This window comes from Dyadobacter alkalitolerans DSM 23607 (assembly GCF_000428845.1).
Taxonomy (GTDB): domain Bacteria; phylum Bacteroidota; class Bacteroidia; order Cytophagales; family Spirosomataceae; genus Dyadobacter; species Dyadobacter alkalitolerans.
The window spans coordinates 65,531-91,740 of record NZ_AUAS01000001.1 but is presented as its reverse complement, the minus strand read 5'-3'; the positions used below and the strand labels follow the sequence as shown (position 1 = coordinate 91,740).

Below are 26,210 nucleotides of genomic sequence, written 5' to 3'. Positions count from 1 at the left end.
TCTCTGGAAATTTTCAATATTATTATTCGAATCAGATAATAATTTCGACACTGGTTTATATGTAACTAGCTCTTATGGTTTTTCATACGGAGATAAACGCCATTGGTCCAGCCAAATCCCTCCTGAACTTCATACTCACCTCCTCCGGCGATCAGATTGGTGTCTGAAACATTGTATTTTTCGAGCAATTTGCCCGAATGCCTAAACTCCTTATCGACCAGCGTGAGCCATTCCGCGCACAGCTCGTCCGCGGTCCGGTGGAAATTATAATTGCGCAAGCCTTTGTAAGTGATCCATTGCAGCGGCGCCCAGCCATTAGGCGCATCCCATTGCTGCCCCGACTTGATCGTAGTGGTCAAAAGCCCGCCGGAGCGCATAAAATTAAGCCGGATATAACCACGCATAAAATGTGATTGCGACTTGGTGGCCAGCTTGAAATACAAAGGAAATGTGCCCGCTAATGTGACAGCTTTCGTAAAATCCTGCTTCTTGAAATCGTAATCCATGAAAAAATTCCGCGAGCCGTCCCAGAAATAAGTCTGTATCGCAGCGGCTCTTAAACGCGCCTTTTCTTCATATTGCAGGTGCATCTTAGTATTGTTATGCAAGAGATATGCTTCTGCCAGCACTTTTTCGTGGTGGTGCATCAGGCAGTTGAGGTCAACGGGGATAATGTCTGTGGTATGAATGCTCGCAAAGTCGTTTTCGTCTGCAAACCACCGGCTGCTAAAATCCCATCCCGACTCAGCGGCAGCTCTGATATGCCTGAAAGTTGCTTCCGGAGCCGTTCCAAACCGGTCCCGCGCCTCATTGCCCAGTTCCACATCTTCGCGGTAGGACTCCGGACGGGGCGTGGCCTTGTCATCCCAGTAACGGTTCAGTAAAACGCCATTGGGAAGCTTAACCAGTCTTCGGTGCGCTGTAAATGATTCATGCGACGGGCCGTCGTTTTGCATCCAGTAATCATATTCTTTTTGCAATTGAGGCAAATAGCGTTTCAGGATTTCATTTCCCGCAATGTCACTGTAAAGCCGGACCATTAAGGAAAAGAAAGGCGGCTGGGATCTGGTTAAATAATAGGTTCGGTTGGCTGTGGGAATATATCCGAAACTATCAATGAGATAGGCAAAATTATTAACCATACTCTCGATCAGATCCGTTCGTCCGGATTCTTTCAGGCCAAGCATTGTAAAATAGCTGTCCCAATAATAAATCTCACGAAAACGCCCGCCCGGCACCACATAAGGAAAGGGAAGCGGGATCAGGGAGCCTCCACGTTCCTGGTTTTCGGGCTGGCGCGTAAGCACCTCCCATAATCTGCCAATGTTTTCCGACGTTGACGAGCTCTTATCGGCCTCAAAAGTAGACTTGATATGTGCAGGCATTCGAAAGTTCTGACTGATAAAGGCATACAGGTCGAATCCGGGGCGGTCCTGTTCCTGGTGATATCTTTCAATGATCAGGACCGGGTCTTCCAGCGGAATCGCGTCGGCGAAAGTTTTGGAATCTTCAAAAATATGGCTGTGCTGGATATCACGAAACAGCGTCCCATACAAGTCCTCTGGTGAAACATGCGGTGAACCATACGTAAAAGCGGGTGCTATGAATCCGTACAAATGTGAGTGGTTATATAACAGTGGTAAACGTCAGCTTAGGCAGTTTCATCGCATTCTCAATGAGTTGTATATGAATGCGCAGAATACCGGCAGCTGCGTTGTAGTCAATTTTTTCCGGGTCGTCTGTGGGCTTGTGATAATCGTCGTGGCCTCCTGTGTGAAAGAAAAGCACCGGAATTTTTTTGGCATAAAATGACCCATGATCCGAGCCGCCGCTTCCTGCCTTATCTGTAAAAAATTTGGTCTCGCTTTTTACACTCTTAAATATATCCGGCCATTCTTCACTGGTCCCGAAACCGCCGATCCCAACGCCCCGGCTCGCATCATAACGGCCAATCATGTCCATATTGGTCATGAAATTGATTTTTTCCAATGGTAAGGTGGGATTATTAACAAAATGGCGTGATCCTAGCAGTCCGAGTTCTTCGGCGCCAAATGCTATGAAAAGGAAATTATAGGGCTCTTTAATATTGTTTTTGGAAAAATACCTGGCAAGTTCGAGCAAGCCTGCCACGCCAGAAGCATTGTCGTCGGCTCCGTTGTGAATCTGACCTTCCGGCTTATCTGCTTTCGAGCTTCCCTGCCTGCCCAAACCCAGGTGATCAAAATGAGCACCAACGACGATGGTGTTCGCAGCTCCGTTGTCGAGAAACCCGATGACGTTATTTGTTTCACGCAAACTGTCGGGCACGACAACCCGGCGCACTTTGGCTGTAAATGGCTGGTAAAATCCGTTTGTTCCCCTGGGTTGCAGCTTGTAATTTTTGAATTGATTGGCTACATATTTTGCAGCTTTTTTATTCTCCTTACTGCCGGTCCCTCGGCCCTGCATTTTGTCGGAAGCGAGTTTGTATACGTGTTTGGAAAGATTGTCGGGAGAGGGCAGCTGGGCAAAGGCATTTTGGCAAATAAAACAAAATAGCAACAGGTAATTTTTCATCGAACGCAGTATCATGAATGGGCAAAGATAAACCTCCCTGCTTGCCTTGCAAAATAGAATTTGTGCTTTTGTTTGCATTTTCAGGCATCTGCGCTTAATATTGCAGGATCAAGTCAATTGCTTCACCTTGTGTGCGATTGATTTATAAAGAAGAGGCGAGAGAATGGGCTCAATGAACCTCTGGCAACCTGCTACCAAAATGGAGAAAGGTGCTAATTCCCACCTAAGTTATTAGGAGATATAAACTCAATTCGCGTGAACTTACAGTTAGAAATTTCCGTAAGCCGGATGGCTTTATTCTCGCATCTGCCCTGTGCATTCCACGGAGCAGTCTGTTAAATTTTTGAATTAAAACCTGTGCTCTGGCACTATGCAAGCGGAACAAAAAACATTTAAATATCCTTACGCCTACGCGCTGGAAATGGGCGGTGAATTACCGGGCTTTGAACTCTCATACACCACTTACGGAACGCGAAATGCCGATAACAGTAACATTGTTTGGATCTGCCACGCATTAACCGGCAGCTCCAACGCGGCAGAATGGTGGGATGGCCTAGTGGGGGATGACAAGTTTTTCGATCCAGCTAAATATTTCATCGTTTGTGTCAATGTGCTGGGCTCTGCGTATGGTTCTACCGGTCCGCTGAGCATTAATCCGCGTACGCACAAACCTTTTTACAGAACATTCCCGACCATTACAGTCCGCGATGTGGTTGGTGCCATGGATTTGCTGCGGCAGGAAATGGAGATCAAAAAGATCAAGCTTTGCATTGGCGGCTCACTGGGTGGCCAGCAGGCGCTGGAATGGGCCGTAGAAGTGCCCGATCTTTTCGAAGAATTGATCCTGATCGCTTCCAATGCATTGCATTCTCCCTGGGGCATTGCTTTCAATGAATCGCAGCGGATGGCGATTGAGGCGGACCCGACATTTAATGATGGCACGGATGAGTCCGGAAGCATGGGCATGCGGGCCGCGCGATCCATTGCATTGCTGTCATACAGAAATTACGACACCTATAATTTTACCCAGGCGCGTGATAATCCGGATCAGATCGATGATTTCCGGGCATCGTCTTACCAGCAATATCAGGGTGATAAGTTTGTGAAGCGGTTCAATGCCTATTCTTACTGGGTGCTTTCCAAGATTATGGATTCGCACAATGTAGGCAGGAACCGCGGCGGAATTGTGCACGCATTGGGCTTGGTTAAGGCCAAAACATTGGTATTAGGCATAAAATCCGATCTGCTGTTCCCATTATCCGAGCAACAATTCCTGGCCAGGCACATTCCGGACGCTGTTTTCCAGGAAATCGATTCGTTATATGGCCACGATGGGTTTCTCATTGAATATAAGCAGCTTACCCAGGTGATCAGGGCGTGGCAGGAAACGAATGGCAAATTGCAAACCGCAAAAATCTGAACATCAGTAAATCTAACATTAAGACGTAAGGAACATTAAGACATAAAAAAGCGCCGCTCAGAGGTCTCTCCGGGCGGCGCTTTTCGCGTTATAGTAATGTTATTTTGTAATTTTTAGAAGCAATTCCGGCTCGTTTGTGGTAATGTAATCGACGCCTTTTTCGAGAAACCATTTCATAGATTCTTCGTCATTCACCGTCCAGACATTGGTTGTCAGTTTTTTATCTCTGATATCGGCAATGTATTCTGGCTTTTTCTTCAACACATTCTGGTTGTAATCGATGCCATCCAGTCCTGCGGCTTGAATTTCATCCGGCGTTTTGTCTCCGTTCAGATATTCCACGTGTGCTTTCGGAGCCAGTTCTTTTACTTTTTTACAAACATCAAAATCAAAGGCAATGTAATCCGTAATGCCTTCCACTTTCAATTTTTTTACCATTTCCACACATTTCGTAGCCAGTGCGAGCGAGCGTTCTTTGCCCATCGAAGAAGTTTTGATTTCCAGGATCAGGCGTGTTTTCTTCTGTTTTGCGCCCGCTTTCAGGTAAGCTTCCAATGTCGGCAATGCCGTTCCATCCTCTAATTTGATCTGGGAAAGCTCCTGGGAATTGGTTTTTTCAATATGTGTTCCTTTAATCGAATGGTCGTGAAGCACATAAATGACCGAATCTGCCGACATATGCACATCAAATTCGCTTCCATAGCAGCCCAATCTAATGGCATGCTCCAATGCACCAATAGAATTTTCAGTTACGCCTGTATTTTTCCACGCGCCACGGTGCGCTATAACTTTGTTTTTATTTTGAGACATGCCTTCAAAAGCGGTCAGACTAAGCAAACCAACTGCAACAATGGATAAGAATTTTTTCATTTTTTTAAATTTGGACTTATATAAAAAGAACACATTAACCTGAATTTACCCTGAACCATGGTCCAAAGCGGATTCGAAAATTAAAGCTAGTTTCGGTCAGCGGTGTTAGCTCAATGTTAAGTTTCAAAAAGCATCATCCTGCCAGTCGAATCTTTTTATACTCCGTTTTAATGACTCATGCGCTTAAATGCTTGCGAATTGTGAGAATAACCATTTTGGAAGTCGGCGTGTTGCTTTTGTCTGCCACGCTGTTAATGGGAACCAGGACATTCGTTTCGGGAAAATAAGTGGCTGCGCAACCTTCCGGAATCGGGTAGGGGACCGCGACGAACTTATACGCAACCCGCTCAATGCCATCATAATGGTTGTAAAGATCCACCAGATCGCCGCTTTTCAAATCCCGTTTTGCGATGTCATTTTCGTTCATCAAAATCACGCGCCGCTCGTTGTGAATGCCTCGATAACGATCATTCAGGCCGTAAATTGTGGTGTTGAACTGGTCGTGGCTGCGGATGGTCATCATCATCAGCTCATCCTCTTTCAGTTCAGGATCAAAGAGCTTGCCGATATTGAAATGCGCTTTTTGAGACAATGTGTCAAAATATCCGTCCCGGTTGCAATTGGGTAAATAAAATCCGCCTGGCACGCGAACGCGCTCATTATAATTGTCAAAGCCTGGAATTGTCCTTTCAATGTCGGCGCGGATCACGTCATAATCTTCGGCGTAAATGTCCCAGTTAATCTGGCTTTTTCGGCCCAAAACAGCTTTTGCCAGCCTGCAAATAATCACCGGCTCACTCAGTAACTGATCCGAAACCGGCGGCAAAACGCCCTTGGAAAGCTGAATTACGCCCATTGAATTTTCACAGGAAATAAACCTGCTTTCATCCTTATGCATGTCCATATCGCTTCTTCCCAGGCAAGGAAGGATCAGCGCCTGTTCACCCGTTACCAAGTGGCTCCGGTTCAGCTTGGTCGAAACGTGTACTGTCAGTCGGCATTTGCTGAGCGCTTCGGCTGTAAATCTTGTATCCGGCGTAGCACTCAGAAAGTTGCCCCCCATAGCAAAAAATACCTTGGCACTGCCTTCATGCATGGCCTTAATGGACTCTACCACGTCGAATCCGTGTTTTCTGGGAGGAGAAAAATGAAAATTGCGCTCAATGGAATCCAGGAACTGGACCGTTGGCTTCTCAAAAATTCCCATCGTCCGGTCGCCTTGCACATTGCTATGGCCGCGTACAGGGCATGTGCCTGCCCCCGGTTTCCCAATGCTGCCTTTCAGCAACAGCAGGTTTACAATTTCTTTGATCGTGTCCACTGCATTCTTGTGCTGCGTTAGGCCCATGGCCCAACACGCGATAATCTTGCTTTTTCCGGCCAAAACGTCCGCAACCTGCTGAATCTGGCCTAGCGAGATGCCGCTGATGCGTGCGAGTTCCTGCGCATCCAATTCTTTCAGATGCTGGATGAAGTCGTTATAACCTGCTGTATTATTTGCTATGAAGTTTCGGTCGAACACCATTCCCGGATTGCGTTCCTCTTCTTTAAGCAGCAGTATTTCGATAGCTTTCAGCAATGCCAGATCACCGTTGATTTTTACTTGCAGGAAAATGTCGGTCAGTGCGGGATTAGCCCCTAAAATTCCCTGAACTGTCTGCGGATTGTTGAAACCCATCAAACCCGTTTCAGGCAAAGGATTAATTGAAATGATCGTCGCGCCATTCGCTTTCGCCTTTTGCAAAGCGGTAAGCATGCGTGGATGATTGGTCCCTGGATTCTGCCCTAAAATCATAATGACCTCGGCTTCGTAAAAATCATCGAGCTTCACGGAGCCTTTCCCGATGCCCAGCGATTCCCCCAAAGCAACGCCGCTGCTTTCGTGGCACATATTACTGCAATCGGGGAGATTATTCGTACCAAATTCGCGTACAAAAAGTTGATATAGGAAGGCGGCTTCATTACTTGTCCGGCCGGAAGTGTAGAAAACGGCTTCGTCTGGCGATGCCAACCGGTTCAGTTCCAACGCAATTTTTTCAAAAGCAGCTTTCCAGGAAATGGGCTGGTAAAACTTCCCGCCTGGCGGTAGGAACATTGGCGCGGCAATCCGGCCTTTGCCGCCAATTTCATAATCAGACAGCTTTCCTAATGCTTCCACCGAATTCTGAGCGAAGAATGCCGCGTCCAATTTCTTCAATGTTGCTTCCTCGGCAACTGCCCTGGCGCCATTTTCACAATATTCCGCAATGCCCGAGCGCTCATCGTCCGGATCGGGCCATGCGCAGCTTGGGCAGTCAAAACCACCTTTTTTATTCAGATTAAAAAGTGCTTTCATGCCACGCTGCACACCTGCCTCGCTAATGGTTTTCTGGAAACTGGAAACAACAGCCGGAATGCCGGCCGCCACTTTTTTGATCTCCGTTTTTTTGAGGCCGGTTAATTTATCAGGATTTTCAGCCCCGGGAACATTACGCTGGTCATAGGGCATGATTAACAGGTTTTTGCAGGGTTTTCATAATTATCCGATTGATCCTCAGTAACATTATCCAGACATTTGAAATCTTTCTCAATCAGTAATTTCAAGCTGCCATTGTTGCCAAACAACATTTCTCCGTCATAACCCACAACATTATTATCCGCCCAGCCGTCGGTCAGTTGCTCGGGAATGTGTAACAAGATTTTACCATTCTGGAAATCTGCGGTAAGCTCGGAGACGTCAGCAGATTTTTTTACGCCATAAATAAAAAGAGAATCACCAAATGGCGTGACTTCTTCGAGATAACCTTCTGTACTGAGTTTTTGGATATCAGTCCTGCTCAATCTATAACGCACAGAATTGCGTTGAATGCGTATTTTCATAATTCTGAAATTCTTTCGTAACCTGAGTAAATATTGAACTTGTCATTTTTTAAAAAACCGATCAGCGTCATGTTGCTTTCTTCGGCCAGTTTCACGGCCAGACTGGACGGCGCACCAATGGCGGCCACCACCTTAATGCCGGCCATCCTCGCTTTTTGGATCAACTCGAAACTTGCCCGTCCGCTCAAAAGCAGGATTTTGTCGGCAAGCGGCAGCAGGTCGTTTAGCAACGCATTTCCAATCAGTTTATCCAATGCATTATGCCTGCCCACATCCTCGCGCAACGCAATAAAATGTCCATTAATATCAAAAAGCGCCGAGGCGTGCAGTCCGCCAGTGCTTTCAAAAATGCTTTGCTGCACATTCAGCTGATCTTTCAACGAAAAGATAACTTTTTTGCTCACCAGCAACGTGTTATCATTGTTTTGATACGCCGAAACCGTCTTGATTGCATCAATGCTGGCTTTCCCGCAAACTCCGCAACTGGATGTGGTGTAAAAATTCCTTTCCAGCGAATTAATCACGGGCACAAACGCATCGGCGAGATTGACAATCACTTTATTTTCATCAAAAATATCATTTGCAGCCGCCTTAACCTGGCTTTTTTCTGCAATAATGCCTTCCGTAAACAGAAAACCAACCGCCAGCTCGTCGTCATTACCCGGCGTCCGCATCGTTACGGAAATACTTTTTTTGATCTTTTTTCCGGATTCCATGTAGGAAAGCTGAATTTCCAGCGGTCCTTCCACAGCCAGGTCGTCTTCCTCATCACTGCGGCCGCTGCTGGTTATGACCCTTATGCGCTGCTGCGCTATCGCATTGATTTCCATTTGATTAAATTTCATAATAAACATTGAGAGCCGCTTTAACCTGATCATAAACCTCAGGAGAATCGACACTTAGCATTACTTTTTCTGATATTGGAATGTATTTTTCAGCATTAATTTCTCTCAAAAAATGCTGCAAACTGTGCTGTCCGCGCTCGAAACGTTCGAGTAGAAGAGGCGCCGCATCCTGCGCATACCAAGCCAGTAACGGCTCATATTTTTCTTCAGAATTGTAAAAAGCCGCGGCAATAGCGCCCTTTTGGATAGAGGATAAAAAATGGGAAAGAGCATTCGCTGTAAGGAAAGGATAGTCACAGCCTGCTATTAGGAAGTCTGTATTCGGGTAAGTTTTAAATGCTGAAAGTAAAGCGGCCATCGGGCCAATGTCTTCATATTCAGGCAAGTCGGCCAGTGTTTTTTTATTTTCAAAAATCGCAGATTGTGTGCGGTTGCAGGATAGAAAGACTTCATCACATAGCGGCGAAAGGAGATTAACTACACGATCAGCCTGCGGAATGCCGAAATATTGCAGCTGGCTTTTGTCCGTGCCCATTCGCAGACTTTTTCCCCCACAAACTGCCAAACCGTATAATGCCATAATTCTATAACGAAAGTCACGTCTAATTTAATCATTATAAAATGTTAACTTCCTCTATGGAACATGGTGATGTTAAAATTTTAAAGAAGAAGCCAATTTATCCCGTCAGCGCGGAGCTGCGGAAATATTTGCGTTTTTACCAGCGAGATGCAAAGTTGCCGGTGGGCTATCTTGACCTGCTCAATTTTTATGAGTCTTTTCCGGTCATGGATAAAAATGGCAAGGATACATTGTGGGAAAGTCCGCTCTATCCGCCCCATGAAATCGACAGGTTGCATAACGGCTTAAAAAAAGCTTATGCCATGCTAAAAGCATCCGGTAACTTGCGTATTGTTGAGCACAAATACATCGACCGCATTGATTATTGCAAATTCGGAAATTCTAATCCGTTCAGGATCAAGATTGTAAACCGGCTGAATGACATTTACGATTATTTTTATGTCAAGAAAGCAGACGCATCCAGGATTTATGGCTTGGAGTTGGAGGAAATCTTTTCTCCAAATCAGGTCAATTATATGGTGGATGGCGATAGTCTGATCGAAGAGCACATTGCCGGCATTCCAGGCGATGAATTTGCCAGGACACGTTTGCGCGAGCCTGATTATAACCCCATCCGTATCGCCAAAGAATTCGTGAAATTCAATGAACGCTGCATGATCACGCTGCTTGGCGATATGCGTTCCTATAATTTCGTCATGCAAATCACCCCGGATTTCGACGATTTCCAGTTCCGTCTCCGCGCCATCGACTTTGACCAGCAATTTTATGAGGGCAACATTAAAGTGTATATGCCCCAGTTTTTCAAAGAAAACCGGCCATATGTGGAGCTCGCTATGGAATATCTCACGGACAAAACGGTTCTGCAATATCAGCAGGAAGAGCAATCGTCGATCATGTACCAGGCCCGAAGCGAAAGATACCGGCTCAAAGAACTTCGTGACGTTTCGATCAAGGACAACATTTCAACCATCGACAACATTCACCAGCTTCGGGAAGGGCTGTTCAAGCATTATTCAGACAATCAATATCATCGGTGTGAAAGCATGACCGACATTATTGAATTGAATATTAAGAATGTCATCCGGCAGGTGAATGCTTAGTGAAATTGCGGGCCTGCGGATTATAAATCTTACCTTTGCATTTTGTAAGGAACAAATGTTGGCTGAATAGCTGTTAAAAAATTTCAACTTAAACAAAATCGGAAGGCATTCAACCTTCGCAGATTCCCGGAATGAGCAAACACGGACGTATTTTGGTCGCCATGAGTGGCGGCATTGACAGCTCTCTTGCAGCTGTTATGTTACATGAAGAGGGTTACGAGGTCATCGGCATGACCATGAAAACCTGGGATTATGCCAGCAGCGGCGGCACCAAGAAAGAAACCGGCTGCTGCTCCCTCGATTCCATCAACGACGCGCGGACTATCGCAGTCGAATTGGGTTTCCCACATTACATCCTGGACATACGCGCTGAATTCGGCGACTATGTGATCGATCATTTTACAGGCGAATATCTGGAAGGCCGCACGCCTAATCCGTGTGTTTTGTGCAACACGCACATTAAATGGGATGCGTTACTGAAACGTGCAGATCGCCTTGATTGCGAGCACATTGCTACGGGACACTATGCCAATATGCAGTTCCATGACGGCCGTTACTATGTTTCCAAAGGCATTGACAGCTGGAAGGATCAGAGTTATGTGCTATGGGGTGTTTCGCAGGAAAGCCTTGCCCGCACAAAATTGCCATTAGGTTATCTGCACAAATCAGAAATTCGGGAAATGGCCCGGGAAAGGGGCTTTATTGATCTGGTCAACAAATCGGAAAGCTACGAAATTTGCTTCGTCCCGGATAATGATTACAGGGGCTTTTTGAAAAGAAGAATTCCCGGATTAGAAGCCGAAGTGGCAGGTGGAAATTTCGTTTTTGAAGACGGTACGATCGTCGGAAAACACGAAGGTTATCCGTTCTACACCGTTGGCCAGCGTAAAGGCCTGGGCATTGCATTAGGCAAACCCGCATTCGTTACTGAGATTAGAAAAGAGACAAACGAAGTGGTGCTAGGCGACTTACCGGACCTTTTCAGGGACGGAATGTACGTTAGCAAGCTGAATTTGCAGAAATACGCTTCACTCGAAAAGCCATTAGAAACGGTTACCAAAGTGCGCTACAAGCACGACGGAACCCCTGCCATTGTCGAGCAAATCGAGCCAGACAAAATCATCGCCCGCTTCCACGACGGCGTAAACGGCATCGCACCCGGGCAAGCTGCTGTTTTTTATGAAGGAGATGATGTGGTTGGTGGAGGGTGGATTATGAAGAGTTTCCGGCAGTAAATGCTTGTCAGCCTGAGCGGACCGGGCCACCGGGCGAAGGCGCGTTACCAAGGAGTAGCGCGCCCTGTCAGCCTGAGCGGAGTCGAAGGCGCGCTACCACTTGGTAACGCGCCTTCGACTCCGCTCAGGCTGACAAGCATAGAATTATAATGTTACTTAATCCGCTGCCTCACAGCCTCATAAAGGACAATCGAACTAGCCACAGAAACATTCAGCGACTCAACTTGTCCGTTCAACGGAATCCTTGCTCCAGAATCAGCTAGCTGGATGAATTCCTTTGAAATCCCATCTTCTTCAGAGCCCATGATAATAACCGTAGGAATAGAGAAATCTATTTCATAGAGTGATTTTTCTGTTTTTTCCGTACAAGCGATGATTTGCAAACCACTATTACGAAGATATTGCAAGGTTTCGTAGAGATTAGGCTCACGGCAAACGGGCAGGAAGTTCAATGCACCGGATGACGTTTTCATTGCATCCGCGTTGATCTGCGCGCCACCTTTTGTTGGTACTATAAGCGCCTGTACACCAGCGCATTCTGCGGTTCTAGCGATGGCTCCGAAGTTCCTTACGTCTGTGATTCTGTCTAAAAGAAGCAGTAATGGTGTTTTACCTTCTTCATAAACCTGCGTGAGCACGTTGTGAAGCGGCATATACTGGATCGGGGACACGAAAGCGATGACACCCTGGTGATTTTTTCGGGTTACGCGGTTAAGCTTTTCAACCGGAACCCGCTGGAAGGGAACGCCTAGTTCCTTTGCAAGTTTCTCAATTTCAGCAAGTCCGAACTCTCTCTGAATGAATAATCTTTCTATCTCCTTGCCTGAGCGAAGGGTTTCCAATACTGATTGCGTACCAAAAACCATATCGGCCTGGGACTGTCTTGGGGCGGGTTTTCTTACCGTATACTGCCGTTTCTCCATGCTTCTACAACTGGATACCAAATAGGCTGGTATTCGGCGTACCGAACCAGTTCATAATGATCATCCACGAATTGATTGTTTTTTCTGTTAAATGTAAAATTGACGTTCTGCGCATTGCCGCGTTGATCGTAAGTCCATACTTCCCGGTCTTTGCTGCGCTGAACTTTATCAGGTGGTCCTAACACGATATAAATCATGCCTTTATCGGTTTTCCACCCTTCTTTATATGTTGTAAAAAGCTGGTTTGCTTCTTCAACCCGACCATAAAATGAACGAATGGATTGCTGTGCCAAAGGCGCATTTCCGTTCATCAATGTCAGCCAATATTTATCCAGTGCTTTTTTGTAATCTTCTGCTTTCTTGATTTCATTAATCTCATTGTTTGTGCTCATGTAAAGCAACGGCCCGAGCAGGTTTTGCGGGCGTGTCATCTTCGGAAAGCGCTCATTGACAACGAGTATGCCTAAGCCTTCTGATTGTGTTGTATCTGCAAAGATGTTATAGAGACCTTCCTTCGTAAACGTAATCTGCTGATCTGAACTGATTGTAAAAGAACTGTCAACTTCAAGCGACTTGGCAACATTCTTTGCAGCAATGTTCATCGGTGACCCGGCCGCTTCGAAATCGTGATTGTAATAAAAAACCTGCAATTGCTCACTTCCGCCGGATGCCTTTTTTAATGTAAACGGCTCGTTCGAATTGATATAGTGCCTTTGCAACGGCTGATTGCTGTTGGCTGTGTAAACGCCGTATGTTTCGTTAACACCCTGTTTTTTGAACCTGATTGTGAGATCATTAAGAACTTTTTTCAATGTTCCTGTCTGACTTATTTCACTTAGCAAAACACCATATTCCTTATCCGGGCTTTTAAGATCGTAGGAGATCACTATCTTCTGTCCGATCTGGGAAACATTGGACGAATCCAGCTTTACATTGCCATAGCCAAGACGATCTCTCGTTCCATAATCTGAATAAATGACGTAATTGAGGTTATACAAGCGAATGAAGTCAGCAGGAGCGATGGGATTTTTGCCTTTGAAAGCATCCACGTAAAGGTAAACTTTCGTCTGTGTGCTGTCTTTAATCAGGTACTTACTTTGAATCGCAATCAGAGAAAGTTCTTCGTTAACCGGCGCAGATTGCTGAGAGGGGCGGACCTGGGCTTCGGGCAACTGCTTCATCGGCTTGTTGGACGCGCATCCAGCTAGCAACGAGGCAGTTAAAACACTGATATAAAAGCTTAAAGTAGTTCTCATGTACATGTTTTCATCATTTGTCAAATAACGAACGAACAGGTAAAATTACCCAATAAAACGGTAAGAAAATTTTTATTCTGGTTTCTTGCTGTTCCGGTTGGCATTTTTAATCTGATCTTCAATTGCATCCCACTGATCGTCAGTGACTTCTTTCAGGAAATTGAACTGCCCGGCGGCCAGCACTTCACCTCCGTCCAGCGTAATGACTTCGCCCGTCATATAGGCCGAAAAATCGGACATCAGATAGGCGGCCAGATTGGCCAGTTCCTGGTGATCGCCTACGCGTTCCAGCGGAATGCGGCTTTCAAATGAGAACTTCTTTGCTAGTTCTTCGGGAAACAGGCGCTCCCAGGCTCCTTTGGTAGGAAATGGTCCGGGTGCAATGGCATTGAGCCTGATGCCGTGATCCGCCCATTCAAAAGCCAGTGATTTGGTCATGGCCAGCACACCTGCTTTCGCCATCGCGGATGGCACAACCCAGCCCGAACCTGTCCAGGCATACGTCGTCGAAATATTGAGAACCGTTCCTTTAATGTTGTTTTCAATCCAATATTTGCCCAAAGCGAGCGTGAAATAGTAGGTTCCGCGCAAAACAATGTCCACCACCACATCCACTGCCTTGTAGGAAAGTCGTTCGGTAGGACTGATAAAATTTCCGGCTGAATTATTGACCAGACCATTTACGCTGCCAAACTTCTCAATGGCTTTTGCAATCACATTTTCGATCTGCTCGTTTTTGCGGACGTCACATTCCACAGCGAGAACATTGCCTCCCGTGCTTTCTTCGAGCTCTTTCGCGGTTTTTTCAAGCACTTCGAGCCGTCTGCTGCAAATCACAATGTTGGCGCCGAGTTTCAAAAAGTAAGTGGCCATGGATTTGCCTAAGCCAGTCCCGCCGCCGGTAACAATGATGGTTTTGCCTTTCAGTGCATCGTCGCGCAGCATTCCTTCCGTGTGAATCATCAGAATCGGTTTTTGTGGATGCTGGTAAAGGTAAAATTTTATCTAAAAATAGTCCCTTACACGCCGGAATATATTCACGTGCACATTATGCGGCAGGAAATGACAGGAACTGGAAAGTTGACTATTGCTGGGCAAGCAGATAAAGCACCGCCATCCGCACCGCAACACCGTTTTCGACCTGGTTCAGAATGATAGAGTGGCTGGAATCGGCCGCGTCTGAGGAAAGCTCAACGCCACGGTTGATCGGGCCCGGGTGCATGAGAACAATTTCTTTGTTCAGGTTGTCCAGCATGGCTTTATTAATGCCATAATAGAGTGAATATTCCCTTAATGAAGGGAAATACTTAATCTGCTGGCGTTCAAGCTGGATGCGTAGCACGTTGGCCACATCGCACCATTCCAATGCTTCCCGCACATTATGGCCAATCTTTACGCCCAGTTCGTCCAAATGCTTGGGAATCAAAGTCGAAGGTCCGCAGACCATCACTTCTGCTCCTAGTTTTTGCAAACAAAAAATATTGGATAGCGCCACACGCGAATGTGTAATGTCGCCGATAATCGCAATTTTCTTTCCGGTTAGATCTCCAAGTTTTTCACGCATCGAAAAGGCATCGAGTAATGCCTGCGTTGGGTGCTCATGGGTGCCATCGCCAGCATTGACAACATTGGCAGGGATACGTGTGGAAAGATAATGGGGAGCTCCGGGGCTGCTGTGGCGCATGACGATCATATCCACTTTCATAGCCAGGATATTGTTGACCGTATCGAGCAGTGTTTCACCCTTTTTGACCGAACTTCCGGAAGCAGAAAAATTAACCACATCGGCAGAAAGACGCTTTTCAGCCAGTTCAAAAGAGAGCCTTGTGCGGGTCGAATTTTCGAAAAAAACGTTTGCTATGGTAATGTCCCGAAGCGATGGGACTTTCTTGATGGGCCGGTTAATGACGTCCTTGAACTGAGTCGCTGTGTCTAAAATGGTTTGAATGTCATTCTCGTTCAGGTTTTTAATTCCAAGTAAGTGCCGGACCGAAAGTTTTGTCATTGCTGGTATTCAAGAAAGTTTGGCAAAGATAATAAGGAACCCGGCAACGCGAAAACGCATTTGGAAATTTCCCCTTCCTATTTCTTCCTCGCAGCTGACTATCTTTGGAACATTACCGGGGATTTTCCGGTGTAGAAGAAAGCTTAAAAAATCGGATCAGAATGAATAAGGCAGCATTAATAACTTATCTAAAATCACTTCTGGAAGAGCGGATGATGGTGGCTTGGAACGCGATGGAAGCTGCGCAATCATCGGCGAATGATCAGGGGAAAAGCTCAATGGGGGATAAATACGAAACTTCCCGGTCCATGGGGCAGCTGGATAGGAATATGCACGCCAGGCAATACGAGCAGGTGCGGATGGAAAGATTGGTTTTGGAAAAAATACACGACAATGAAGTTGCCGTACGGGCTGCGGTAGGATCATTGCTCGAAACCAGCGCGGGCTGGTTTCTGATCGCTGTGAGCCTGGGAGCGGTAAAAATAGAAGAAGAGACCGTGATAGCAGTCTCTTCTTCATCGCCGGTTGGCGCGTCGCTGCTTGGAAAAGGGCCCGGCGACCAGTTTGAATTTATGAAACGACAACACAAGATTATCGACTTGCATTAAGCATTAACCCATGTTGTGGTAAACGCGCTGCACATCATCGTCGTCCTCGATCTTCTCAATCAGTTTTTCAACTTCTGCGATCTCATCGTCGGTCAGCTTTTTGGTATCATTTGGAATGCGTTCAAAATCCGCTTCTACGATTTCGTAACCGTTTTCTTCCAGATAATGCTGCAAAGCGCCGAATGCCGTGAATTCTCCGTAAATGTTAATGAGGTTGGTTTCTTCATCTAAAAAAACCTCTTCACCGCCCACGTCGATCAATTCGAATTCGAACTCTTCCAGATCTTTGCCACCCGCATTTTTGATCTTGAAAATACATTTCCGGTCAAAAATGAAATCCAGCATGCCCATTGTGCCGAGACTTCCGCCCAGCTTATTGAAATAGCTCCGCACGTTGGCGACAGTCCGTGTAGGATTGTCCGTTGTGCTTTCCACGAGGATCGCGACGCCATGCGGGCCGTAACCTTCGTAAACCATTTCTTTGTAATCGTCCTGGTCTTTTGACGTAGCGCGTTTGATAGCCCTTTCTACGGTGTCTTTGGGCATATTGGCAGCCCTGGCGTTTTGTAAAAGAACCCTGAGCCTTGCGTTTGTATTAGGATCAGCGGTTCCGCTTTTTACAGCAAGGACAATGTCTTTTCCAATCCTCGTAAAGGTCTTGGCCATTTTATCCCAACGCTTGAACATCCGCGCTTTTCTATATTCGTAAGCTCTTCCCATGCTTAGCTTTGTAAAATGTTATGTAGTTAATTCGCTGCAAATTTATGAAAGACGATTTAATTCAGGTAAAAATATATTCTTTCAAGAACAACTGTCACAAATGGATTTAAAATTAGCCTGGCATTTCAAAACTTTTGAAGACCTTACCAAGGCCGAGCTGTATGATTTGCTGCAATTAAGAAATGAAGTTTTTGTGGTAGAGCAGAAATGCTGCTTCCTGGATCTCGATGGGAAGGATCAGAAATGTCATCATTTGTCGGGCTATCTGAACGGGAGGCTGATGGCATTTTCACGCATTGTGCCGCCCGGCGTTTCTTATGAATTTCCGTCGATAGGCAGGATTGCCGTTTCGGGCGAAGGCAGGGGAAAGGGTTACGGCATTGAACTGCTGAATGAGTCGATCAGAAAGGTGGAAATTTTGTATGGTAAAAGCGTCATACGGATCGGGGCACAGTTGTATTTAAAGAAGTTCTACGGCTCGTTCGGGTTCGTACAATCCAGCGAAATCTACCTGGAAGATGACATTGAACACATTGAAATGACGCGTCAGATTCGCTGAAATAAGGGTGGTGAAAAGATTGGGGAATGAATTCCCGGATTTGACGAATAATTAAACAGCAACGCGTTTTAGGATTGTTCAGATAGGTTTAAATAACTGTATCATTCCGATTTTTTGTAGTAAGTAATCTACATAAATCTAAAAAAACTTTGATAAATTTTTGTCTGTTTGCTTTTGTTTGATAATTTGGCACAGAATTTTAGTTATTAGTATTCAGTCAAGCAAATTGTTGCCTGGGACTGACGCCCTGTCAGACACCCAATAACATTTTTGACGAACACTGATAGAGGAGGGTTTACGTGGAATGGCCTACTGTAATGCGGTAGGCCATTTTTTTGTTGCTTACTCGTAGCAAACAGCCGTCCCGTTTGCGCTCACCATCAGCATCGAGCTGTTTCCACCGATCGTTTCCAAATCAATATCAACACCGATAACCGCGTTGGCGCCTAACCTTTGCGCCTGATCCATCATTTCGCGAATAGCAATGCTTTTAGCCTCCCGCAGGCCCTGCTCGTAAGAGCCCGAGCGACCGCCTACCACATCCCGGATCCCGGCCAGAAAATCTTTGAAAAAGTTGGCGCCGATAATGGCTTCACCGTTTACCAAACCAATGTACTTAATGATTTTTTTGCCTTCAATGTTCGGAGTAGTAGTAACAAGCATCTTGTGTCAGGTTGGTTGAAGTGAAATTTATTGAGGCCAATTTAGCGGATTTCACCAAGGAGCCGCCCAAATTAATTGTTTAACGGCAAAGTTGTGCACGATGTTGGTAAATTTTACTTACAGATTGCTAGCTTTGTTTTTTTGACAAATTTGAAGTAAATTTTATTGTAATGGAACAAACAGTTGAGGCAGTTAATCAGGTAATCCGTAACCGACGCAGTATTTTTCCGCCCAGTTATATTGAAAAAGACATTCCCGAAGACGTCCTGATGACGATCCTTGAAAATGCCAACTACGCCCCAACCCATAAATTGACAGAGCCCTGGCGTTTTGTAGTTTATAAAGGCGAGAGCCTGAACAAGCTTGCAGGATTTTTCACGGAAAGATATCGCACAGTAACGCCTCCCGAATCATTTTCGCAGGCCAGATATGACGCTGCGGGCGAAAAAGTGCTTAAATCTAATGTCGTGGTGATGATCTGCGCAGAGTTGCATCCTGACAAGCTTCCGGAATGGGAAGAAACAGCTTCTGTGGCTTGCGCAGTGCAAAATATGTGGCTTACGGCAACGGCTTATGGTATCGGTTCCTATTGGAGCAGTCCGGGTGTGCTCGACCTTCTGGCCAAGTTTGCAGGCATCCCCGAAAATCAGAAATGTCTGGGATTGTATTTCATGGGTTACCACGATGCACCGGAAGCGCCGGCCCGTCGCACACCCATGGAAAACAAGATTACCTGGGCATAATGAAGAAAGACAAAATTACCCTGCGCGCACAATCGCTTACGAAAAGCTTTGGTTTAAAACCGGTTCTGTCGGACATTGATTTACAACTCAATGCAGGCGAGTGGCTGGGTATATTAGGCGAAAGTGGGTCGGGTAAAAGCACCTTACTCCGTATCCTGGGACGTTTTCAGGATGCGGAGGAAGGCAAAGTCTTTTTCAAAGAAGAGCCATTAAAACTGGTAAGCGGCGAGCTCATTCCCGGCCACGAATCCATCAAGCTCATCCACCAGGAATTTGAGCTTTTTCCTAATCAGACCGTTGAGGAGAACATTGCGTACTCGCTGCGATTTTATAATGTAGATTATAGAAAAGAAAAGGTTGCGGAACTGCTTGCGATCACGGGTTTGGAATCTGTAAAAAGTCAAAAAGCCAAGCTGCTGTCCGGCGGTGAGAAACAGCGGACAGCGATTGCAAAAGCACTAGCCGAGCAACCGGATGTTTTGCTTCTCGACGAGCCATTTGCGCACCTGGACAACCATAACCGCCGCGTGCTGGCCAGCGCTATTGAAACCATGCGCAAAGAGCAGAGAATGTCCTGTGTCTTCGTTACGCACGAAGCCGCAGATGCCCTGGCCTGGTCGGACCGGATTGCTGTGCTCCGGGAAGGTAAAATTATTCAGACGGGAACACCCCAGGAGGTTTATAACCAGCCGGTTGACAGTTATGTAGCTGAGCTGACAGGTGATATAAACTGGCTTGCCGACGACGTAAATTCCAAGCAATTTTATATCCGCCCGGAGAAAGTCAAGCCTACAAAAAATCCGGAAAAAAGCAGATGGCAGGGGAATGTGGAGGCGATCCGGTTCCATGGAAACCACTGGGAAATCCGTTGTATTAATGCCAAGAAGGAGCAATTATCCTTTTACAGAAACAGAATGGACATGGAAGTAGGGCAGGTCGTGCATTTAACTTATGCATCCAAAGACCTGAAACGCATCTGACCGCTTACAGGCTAAACCAGAACGAAATCTTCACTGCAAATGGCGTCACATTCGGATTGCTGAGGTAAGTGAGTCTGTGCACAAAGTCAATACGGCCTGCTTTGAAAATATTGTCAATGCCATAGCCAAGCTCAATGTAAGGCCTGTCTTTGAGTTTATTAAATGCCTGAATTTCGTTCCCTGATTCGTCTGTCGTTGTCGAAAGTGACGAGTTAGCATCCGAAACACTGCCATAGAACACCCTTCCTGTTGCCAGCATGCGCAGTTTTAGCTTGCGGATAGCGGGAATCCTGTTCAATAAAAAGCCTTCGAAATTGTGCTCCACGCGCAATGCAACATAGCGGTCGCTCATGAATTCGAAGTAGCGCATGAGGTTAAATGCATTGTCCACATAAAACAGCGACTCGTTGCCGAGCGGCGTATAAAGCAATGGGTACGGCAATGTGGAAGGAATGAGGCCGAATGTTACATTATAGTAAGTCCGGCCGATAACGCCGAAGCGGAAACTCTGCTTAACGTTGAAGGAAAATTTATTGTAGTTAAAATCTCCACCCAGGAAGTTCTTGATTCCCAGTGTGTAACGCAGTGTAAAGGCGGGCGAATTGCCATTGCCCATGCTGATGCGCTCATTATCATTTTGCAAAAAAGTCTCCTTGCTCGCAAGGCGCGTTTCTAGGTTTATTTCAGTGATATCAAATGTGCTTTTTACCGGGGATTCAATGCCAGCCTCGGGATTGGTTTTGTATGTAAAAGGAAATAAAGGCCTGAAATCACGGTGGCGGATCTGGATGCTCCCGGTTAATCCTTTTACCAATTCCCTTTTGAAATAGGCAGAAATGTCCTCCTGCCAGTACGCCCTGCGGAAAGCGCCGAAGCGTGAAAATGCCCCGAACAATGTGTTAGGCCCGATCGTCTCCGCAGAAACACCCAGCCGTTCCAGATCTTTGGAATAACTGATGCCAGCCATGGTCCAGGGTTGCCGGTCGATAATGTAATCCATCCCCGCACCGTATTTGAAAGCCTTATCTTTGGTTCCGTAAGCGCCATAACCGCTGAAAATCCACTTCCTGCTGAATCCTGGATCCGTTTTAAATCCCAACCTAAAACGGTGGCCTTCAACCTTATTATTGGCATACAAATACAAATAAGGACCAATGTCAATGTTCCATTTGTCGATGCGCTTGTAGCCGTTTACCAGGATATTCAGGATTTCGGTGTAGGTTTTCACCACGGGCAGCATTTTCAGTGAATCGACAAGCTGAAAAGAAAGCAACTCGTTCGCACTCAGCGATTCGGGACGGCTTTTTTGCCAATAAGCCGAATCGTGCTGCATGTAATCCTCTTTCAGCTCGATGGCCGTGTCGTAAAATTTGGGATCGTGCGGACTGTTGATCTTGTATTTTGAATTGGCTGAATAAAACTTCAACAGCATGCCGGCAGTCTGCTTCGTAGGTTCGTCCACATCGATCAGCACCCGCGTTTTCGACGTTACCCATTCGTTTTGCTCTTCAAAAAACTCGTAGGACTGCTGAACCTTAATCTTTTCAATGAAATTCAAATTTGCGCGCTTGCCCACACTTACGTCCATTTGTGTCAGCGCGTATGTTTCGCCATCCACCCAAAACGACCCTGTGAATGCCAGGTCCTGCTCGTGTTTAGGCTCAAAATCAATCTGATAATCATACTTGTCGCCATTTTTTACACTGTCGGACAGATAATATTCATAGTAAACTTTCCAGCTGTCGGCAATGGGCGAAACAAAGTCTTTATCTAAGATATTCAGCCAGTTATTATAGAAATTATATTGCTGAAACGACGACCCGATCAACTGCGAAACGAGGCTTCCGTCGGTCAGACCCACGCCGGAGACTTTGGTTTTATTAATGATCTCCTTCTTTTTCTTCGGATTACGGCGGTAATAAACGTCTGATACTGATTCGGATATGAAAATTGGAATGATTGTCTCACCATTTTCACCCTTCACCTCGTCGTATTTATCAACGATATGCGTCATCTTTTTGACAGACTTCCTGTTCCTGAATTTGTCAGAAAGGTTATCAATGTCAATCTGGATCTTGTTATAGCTTTCGTACTCGTAAGCGTCCAGCTCGTCTGTGTTATTTTTGTCTTTTCCTGCAACAATCTTACGCATAATGGCATAAGCAGGATTTTCCCCGGCAAATATCCTGACTTCTTTCAGCTGCAATGTTCCCGGAGAAAGTTGTATATCAATTGTTTGCTCAGCCAGGTCGGGTTTGATCGGTTTGCTTTTGCTCTCATAGCCGACATAAGTGACGATGACCGAATCCGCCGGAGGGGTGAAAGTGATTTGATAAAAGCCGTCGAAATTTGTTGTAGCGCCTGCCAGTGAGGCTTTTATGCCAACATTAGCAAAAGGAATGGCGTCACCGGTTGTCGCGTCCGTTATCTTCCCTTTGATCGTATAAGTGGTCTGCGAGAAAGAGTTAGTGGTACAAACTAATGCAAATAGGAGCAGGCAAAGTAATGTTTTTTTCAAGCTATATGTGTGGACCGGTGCGTGTGCCGAATCATTTCCCTCATTCCAATTTCTCATTTTTTTCTTATCTCATTGTTAGAGGTAACATCTGCCGCGGGACGCAGTATATGAACGTCCAGAACAGCCTTCGGTCTTGCCAGATATTCGCGCACCAATGTCCGGAGCGAATATCCGTCCGGCACATCCTGCGCTGCAAATGATATAGCATTAATGCCTTCATTATGAGCGATATATAGTGCCCTTGCATTATGGAAATTTTGTGAAATGATCGTGAAGTTGTCCTGATTAAAAACCTCTTTGCAACGAATGATCGAATCGAATGTCCTGAACCCTGCATAATCCAGCGTCATGACATTCTCAGGTATTCCCAGGTTCAGTAACGCTCTTTGCATATCAAGCGGTTCATTATAGTATTGGGAATCATTGTTTCCGCTCAGAATAATGTACTTGATTTTTCCTTCTTTAAACAACCGGGCCGTCGCCTCCATCCGGTATTTGAAAAAAAGATTTTCTTTTCCTTTCTCGGATTTCTTGCTCGTCCCCAACACCAATGCGACATCATTGGAAGGCAGGTTTTCGATTGAAAAGTAGTTGTACTGCCTTGTATTATACACCACCCAGAGGTTACAAAGCAAGATAAAAACCATGCACGCAAATAATAAGAGTAATATGGTTTTAATCAAATTTTTCACTCGTATACTTGAAGTTGTCTTCTAATGTACCAACTCTTTGTAATATTCCGGTCTTTTGTACACGATGTTATACTAGTAGACCGTACGCATCGGGCAGCGTTCTTCGTTGCTGACTTTCTTTTTATTTTTTTGATAAATCGCTTAAAAAAGGCCCAGCTGGTTTTTCTCATCCTTCCGTTTTTTAGGCTCTTTTTTCGGCTTTGTCTCTGGTTTTGCGTCTTCGCTAGTCTCTAATTTTGCATTTTCGTCCGTCTCTGATTTTGAGTCGTCCGTCTCTGATTTTGCCTTATCGTCCGCTGGCGAAATATCTCCCGCATTGTCTTCTTGTTCGGCAGCTTCCGCTACCTTAATGTCTTCATCTGCAACTTCCTCAGTGGCAATCTGCTCACCCCCAACGTCCTCAGTAGTACTGTCTTCATCCGAGACCTCCTCATTGGCAACTTCTGCTATAACTGCTTCCTCCTCAGGTTCTGGCAGGGATTCCAGCCAGCGCACATCCTTGAACTTGTCGTTAGGAAGCTTGTTTCCCATCGCCCGCCAGCCGCGCACATCGACCATTTCTTCAATCACATATTCTTCTTTTGATTGCTCTTTGGTGGCTGTTTTGGGTAAGATAATTTCCAATCTCGGGCGCTTATCGGTGCTGGCTAGCAGTAACTTGCTGTTTTTGGCATCGCTGATAAAAACAAACTTTTTATCCCGCGTAGAGGTCTCAATGTTAAAACGTTTGATGAAATGGTTTTTCTGGCCGCCGTCATAGTACAATGCCGTTATGGCCATTTTCGGATCAAACTTTTTGACAAGAACCACTTCATTAGAGACGTAATGATTGGTCAGGTCAAAGTTCGTAAGCTCGTAAGACCCTTCTTTATAGATGACAAGTATGCTGTCGGAAGGACCGAAGTTGCCTAAGTATTCTCCTCTTTCATCGCGGTTCAGGCGTCCGATAATCGGATCGAACCACATATCGACTCCGCCTAATGTGGAGCGGCCGGCCTGTTTCAATATGATTTTCCTGACAGGATATTTCGTCAGAATGTTTCCCATCGCACTGCGGTTCTTGATCAGCAAGTCTGCAAAATTGAAGTCAAACTGCTTCACTTTAGCCTTGCTCTGAGCCGATAAGCTCACCGCAATGATCTCAGCTTCACCGTTTTCATTCGCCGTGAAATAAGTGATCTTGGATTTTGGCGTGCCCTGTGTAAGATCGTACTCACGGTCGCGGGTGACTGCGGTGATCTGGCATCTTTTGATGTAGGAAACACCCGTTTTGCCATCCAGATACACGAGGTTATAAACCATGCGTTCATCGTTTTTGACAAAAACTGCACAGTGTATAATGTCTTTTCCTACGAAAACCTTTTCCTGGATTTTCGTAACCAAACATCTCCCGTCGGATTTGAAAACAATAATGTCGTCAATGTCCGAGCAGTCTGTTACGAATTCGTCCTTTTTGAGCCCGTAACCGATAAAACCTTCGGCTCGGTTCACATATAATTTTTGATTATTGGCTGCCACAATGTTCGCCGAGATCTGGTTGAATGCCCGGATTTCGGTTTTGCGGCCACGTCCTTTGCCGTATTTTTTGAGCAGGTCTTTATAATATTCAATGGCAAAACGGGTGATATGCACCAGGTTATCCTCGGTTTCTGCCAATTCTTCCTGCCACTTTTTCATCAACTCGTCCGCCTTGTAGCCATCGTATTTTGAAATACGCTTGATCTTGATCTCGGTCAGTTCTACAATGTCTTCGTCCGTAATTTCACGGTAAAATTGCGGCTTGTAGGGTTCAAGTCCTTTGTCAATGGTGCGGATTACAGCCTCGAAAGTTTCGCATTCTTCAATGTCACGGTAAATGCGGTTTTCAATGAATATTTTTTCCAAAGAACCATACAGGATCTTTTCCAGCAACGCTAACCGCTTGATTTCAAGCTCTCGTTGTAGCAAATGAACCGTCTGGCCTGTGTTGTATTTTAAAATTTCCGTTACCCCAACAAAATGCGGCTTGTCGGCGATAATGATGCAAGCATTAGGCGAAATGGAAACTTCACATTCGGTGAACGCATAAAGCGCGTCCATCGTAATGTCGGGCGACACCCCTGGCGCCAGATGCACCTGGATCTCCACCTCTGCAGCCGTGTTGTCGACCACTTTCCGGATCTTGATTTTTCCCGTATCATTGGCCTTAATGATCGAATCAATGATGGACGTCGTCGTAGTCCCGAACGGAATGTCGCGGATCACGAGCATTTTCTTATCCTCTTCCTCAATTCTGGCCCTAACCCTTACTTTTCCGCCTCTGTGACCATCATTATAATTTGAAATGTCAATTTGCCCGCCGGTCAGAAAATCCGGATAGATCGTGACTTCTTTCCCTTGCAGAATGTTGATTGACGCTTCGATCAGCTCGCAGAAGTTGTGTGGGAGAATTTTGGTAGATAAGCCTACCGCAATTCCTTCAACGCCCAAGGAAAGCAGCAGCGGGAATTTCACCGGCAATGTTACCGGCTCGCGCTTACGGCCGTCATAGGAAAGCTGCCATTCGGTTGTATCGTCATTGAAAACAATTTCTTTGGCAAAGCGCGACAAACGGACTTCTATATAACGCGCCGCCGCTGCCCCGTCGCCGGTGCGGATATCTCCCCAGTTTCCCTGGGTGTCAAAAAGCAATTCTTTCTGGCCAATGTTTACAATGGCGTCGTAAATGGAGGCGTCGCCATGCGGGTGATATTGCATTGAAGAACCTACCACATTGGCAACTTTATTGAAACGGCCGTCGTCCATCTCGTTCAAAGCGTGCATAATGCGCCTTTGAACAGGTTTAAGGCCATCTTCTACGGCTGGAACCGCGCGTTCCAGAATTACATAAGATGCATAATCAAGAAACCAACTTTCATATAGTCCCGAAATGGGCAGTTTATCGTGCAATCCGCTATCTTCTACGTCAGGCGTAGCTCCGTTTTCGTCCATAAATGAAGGAGGAACCAGGTTTTAAGTACTCAGTAAATATTTGTAAGACAATCGCTATCAGCCGGTTCGGGATGCAGCACTGAACCATTCCAGAAAGACGGAACAGCG

24 protein-coding genes and 1 riboswitch are annotated in these 26,210 nt (G+C 45.9%); of the genes, 8 read left to right on the top strand and 16 right to left on the bottom strand.

The genetic code is table 11. The features are described from left to right. Window positions 1-65: 65 nt before the first annotated feature. Together treA and G395_RS0100385 are read right to left on the bottom strand one after the other, a co-directional pair. Window positions 66-1,616 carry an alpha,alpha-trehalase TreA gene (gene treA, locus G395_RS0100390; protein ID WP_084439333.1) on the bottom strand — a complete coding sequence of 517 codons (1,551 nt, stop codon included), beginning with the start codon at window positions 1,614-1,616 and terminating at the stop codon, window positions 66-68. A gap of 10 nt (window positions 1,617-1,626) precedes the next feature. Then, complete coding sequence (locus G395_RS0100385; protein WP_035360179.1) at window positions 1,627-2,556, bottom strand: M20/M25/M40 family metallo-hydrolase; 930 nt, start codon at window positions 2,554-2,556, stop codon at window positions 1,627-1,629. Window positions 2,557-2,695: 139 nt separating this feature from the next. Further along, window positions 2,696-2,803: riboswitch (SAM riboswitch) on the top strand. A 123-nt stretch (window positions 2,804-2,926) separates the two neighbouring features. Here G395_RS0100385 and metX point away from each other — a divergent pair. Then, on the top strand, window positions 2,927-3,976 hold the full coding sequence (metX, locus tag G395_RS0100380; RefSeq protein WP_026628224.1) for a homoserine O-acetyltransferase MetX: 1,050 nt from the start codon (window positions 2,927-2,929) through the stop codon (window positions 3,974-3,976). Between the two features lie 99 nt (window positions 3,977-4,075). On the opposite strand, the gene G395_RS0100375 is transcribed toward metX, so the two are convergent. The 5 genes from G395_RS0100375 to mobA form a co-directional block, all read right to left on the bottom strand. After that, on the bottom strand, window positions 4,076-4,846 hold the full coding sequence (locus G395_RS0100375; protein WP_026628223.1) for a glycerophosphodiester phosphodiesterase: 771 nt from the start codon (window positions 4,844-4,846) through the stop codon (window positions 4,076-4,078). Between the two features lie 175 nt (window positions 4,847-5,021). Further along, complete coding sequence (locus G395_RS0100370) at window positions 5,022-7,334, bottom strand: FdhF/YdeP family oxidoreductase (protein WP_026628222.1); 2,313 nt, start codon at window positions 7,332-7,334, stop codon at window positions 5,022-5,024. 2 nt (window positions 7,335-7,336) lie between these two features. Next, on the bottom strand, window positions 7,337-7,705 hold the full coding sequence (locus G395_RS0100365; protein WP_026628221.1) for a DUF7009 family protein: 369 nt from the start codon (window positions 7,703-7,705) through the stop codon (window positions 7,337-7,339). Then, on the bottom strand, window positions 7,702-8,550 hold the full coding sequence (fdhD, locus tag G395_RS0100360; protein WP_026628220.1) for a formate dehydrogenase accessory sulfurtransferase FdhD: 849 nt from the start codon (window positions 8,548-8,550) through the stop codon (window positions 7,702-7,704). The genes G395_RS0100365 and fdhD overlap by 4 nt, the downstream gene beginning before the upstream one ends. After that, window positions 8,540-9,130 (bottom strand): molybdenum cofactor guanylyltransferase, encoded by a 591-nt coding sequence (gene mobA, locus G395_RS0100355; protein WP_026628219.1) that lies wholly within the window; start codon window positions 9,128-9,130, stop codon window positions 8,540-8,542. The genes fdhD and mobA overlap by 11 nt, the downstream gene beginning before the upstream one ends. A gap of 56 nt (window positions 9,131-9,186) precedes the next feature. Here mobA and G395_RS0100350 point away from each other — a divergent pair, with 56 nt between their 5' ends. The 3 genes from G395_RS0100350 to G395_RS31950 all read left to right on the top strand — a co-directional run bounded on the left by G395_RS0100350 (window position 9,187) and on the right by G395_RS31950 (window position 11,615). Further along, entirely contained in the window at window positions 9,187-10,230 is a 1,044-nt protein-coding gene (locus tag G395_RS0100350; RefSeq protein ID WP_026628218.1) for a hypothetical protein, read from the top strand. Window positions 10,231-10,361: 131 nt separating this feature from the next. Beyond that, window positions 10,362-11,465 carry a tRNA 2-thiouridine(34) synthase MnmA gene (gene mnmA, locus G395_RS0100345; protein WP_026628217.1) on the top strand — a complete coding sequence of 368 codons (1,104 nt, stop codon included), beginning with the start codon at window positions 10,362-10,364 and terminating at the stop codon, window positions 11,463-11,465. After that, window positions 11,466-11,615, top strand: a complete 150-nt coding sequence (locus G395_RS31950) for a hypothetical protein (protein WP_157486490.1) — start codon at window positions 11,466-11,468, stop codon at window positions 11,613-11,615. Window positions 11,616-11,617: 2 nt separating this feature from the next. On the opposite strand, the gene rlmB is transcribed toward G395_RS31950, so the two are convergent. From rlmB to G395_RS0100325, 4 genes are all read right to left on the bottom strand, one after another. Further along, window positions 11,618-12,388, bottom strand: a complete 771-nt coding sequence (gene rlmB / locus G395_RS0100340) for a 23S rRNA (guanosine(2251)-2'-O)-methyltransferase RlmB (protein ID WP_026628216.1) — start codon at window positions 12,386-12,388, stop codon at window positions 11,618-11,620. After that, window positions 12,364-13,569, bottom strand: coding sequence for a GWxTD domain-containing protein (locus tag G395_RS0100335; protein ID WP_051349937.1), 1,206 nt, complete (start codon window positions 13,567-13,569; stop codon window positions 12,364-12,366). Before G395_RS0100335 ends, rlmB begins: the two co-directional genes overlap by 25 nt. A gap of 147 nt (window positions 13,570-13,716) precedes the next feature. After that, the gene (locus G395_RS0100330) at window positions 13,717-14,607 is read right to left on the bottom strand and encodes an SDR family oxidoreductase (protein WP_026628214.1); all 891 of its coding nucleotides are present in this window, start codon (window positions 14,605-14,607) and stop codon (window positions 13,717-13,719) included. Window positions 14,608-14,728: 121 nt separating this feature from the next. Beyond that, window positions 14,729-15,649: an aspartate carbamoyltransferase catalytic subunit gene (locus G395_RS0100325; protein ID WP_026628213.1), complete on the bottom strand. Its 921-nt coding sequence runs from the start codon at window positions 15,647-15,649 to the stop codon at window positions 14,729-14,731. Window positions 15,650-15,810: 161 nt separating this feature from the next. On the opposite strand from G395_RS0100325, the gene G395_RS0100320 reads away from it, so the two are divergent. Then, the gene (locus tag G395_RS0100320) at window positions 15,811-16,257 is read left to right on the top strand and encodes a hypothetical protein (RefSeq protein WP_026628212.1); all 447 of its coding nucleotides are present in this window, start codon (window positions 15,811-15,813) and stop codon (window positions 16,255-16,257) included. Window positions 16,258-16,260: 3 nt separating this feature from the next. On the opposite strand, the gene G395_RS0100315 is transcribed toward G395_RS0100320, so the two are convergent. Further along, the gene (locus G395_RS0100315; RefSeq protein WP_026628211.1) at window positions 16,261-16,977 is read right to left on the bottom strand and encodes a YebC/PmpR family DNA-binding transcriptional regulator; all 717 of its coding nucleotides are present in this window, start codon (window positions 16,975-16,977) and stop codon (window positions 16,261-16,263) included. A gap of 100 nt (window positions 16,978-17,077) precedes the next feature. Between G395_RS0100315 and G395_RS0100310 the strand changes: the two genes are divergently transcribed. Further along, entirely contained in the window at window positions 17,078-17,536 is a 459-nt protein-coding gene (locus G395_RS0100310) for a GNAT family N-acetyltransferase (RefSeq protein WP_026628210.1), read from the top strand. Between the two features lie 342 nt (window positions 17,537-17,878). Here G395_RS0100310 and G395_RS0100305 read toward each other — a convergent pair whose 3' ends face one another. Beyond that, window positions 17,879-18,199, bottom strand: coding sequence for a heavy metal-binding domain-containing protein (locus tag G395_RS0100305; RefSeq protein ID WP_026628209.1), 321 nt, complete (start codon window positions 18,197-18,199; stop codon window positions 17,879-17,881). Between the two features lie 170 nt (window positions 18,200-18,369). On the opposite strand from G395_RS0100305, the gene G395_RS0100300 reads away from it, so the two are divergent. Continuing rightward, complete coding sequence (locus tag G395_RS0100300) at window positions 18,370-18,942, top strand: nitroreductase family protein (protein WP_026628208.1); 573 nt, start codon at window positions 18,370-18,372, stop codon at window positions 18,940-18,942. Continuing rightward, window positions 18,942-19,922 (top strand): ABC transporter ATP-binding protein, encoded by a 981-nt coding sequence (locus G395_RS0100295; protein WP_026628207.1) that lies wholly within the window; start codon window positions 18,942-18,944, stop codon window positions 19,920-19,922. The genes G395_RS0100300 and G395_RS0100295 overlap by 1 nt, the downstream gene beginning before the upstream one ends. Window positions 19,923-19,926: 4 nt before the next feature. Here the strand turns inward: G395_RS0100295 and G395_RS0100290 are convergent, their stop codons facing one another. From G395_RS0100290 to G395_RS28340, 3 genes are all read right to left on the bottom strand, one after another. Beyond that, window positions 19,927-22,497 carry a DUF5686 and carboxypeptidase-like regulatory domain-containing protein gene (locus tag G395_RS0100290; RefSeq protein ID WP_084439332.1) on the bottom strand — a complete coding sequence of 857 codons (2,571 nt, stop codon included), beginning with the start codon at window positions 22,495-22,497 and terminating at the stop codon, window positions 19,927-19,929. Then, a complete protein-coding gene (locus G395_RS0100285; protein ID WP_026628205.1) occupies window positions 22,494-23,087 on the bottom strand; it encodes a SanA/YdcF family protein in 594 nt (197 codons plus the stop codon). Before G395_RS0100285 ends, G395_RS0100290 begins: the two co-directional genes overlap by 4 nt. Before the next feature lie 186 nt (window positions 23,088-23,273). Beyond that, a complete protein-coding gene (locus G395_RS28340) occupies window positions 23,274-26,102 on the bottom strand; it encodes a DNA gyrase/topoisomerase IV subunit A (protein ID WP_035360178.1) in 2,829 nt (942 codons plus the stop codon). Between the last annotated feature and the right edge of the window lie 108 nt (window positions 26,103-26,210).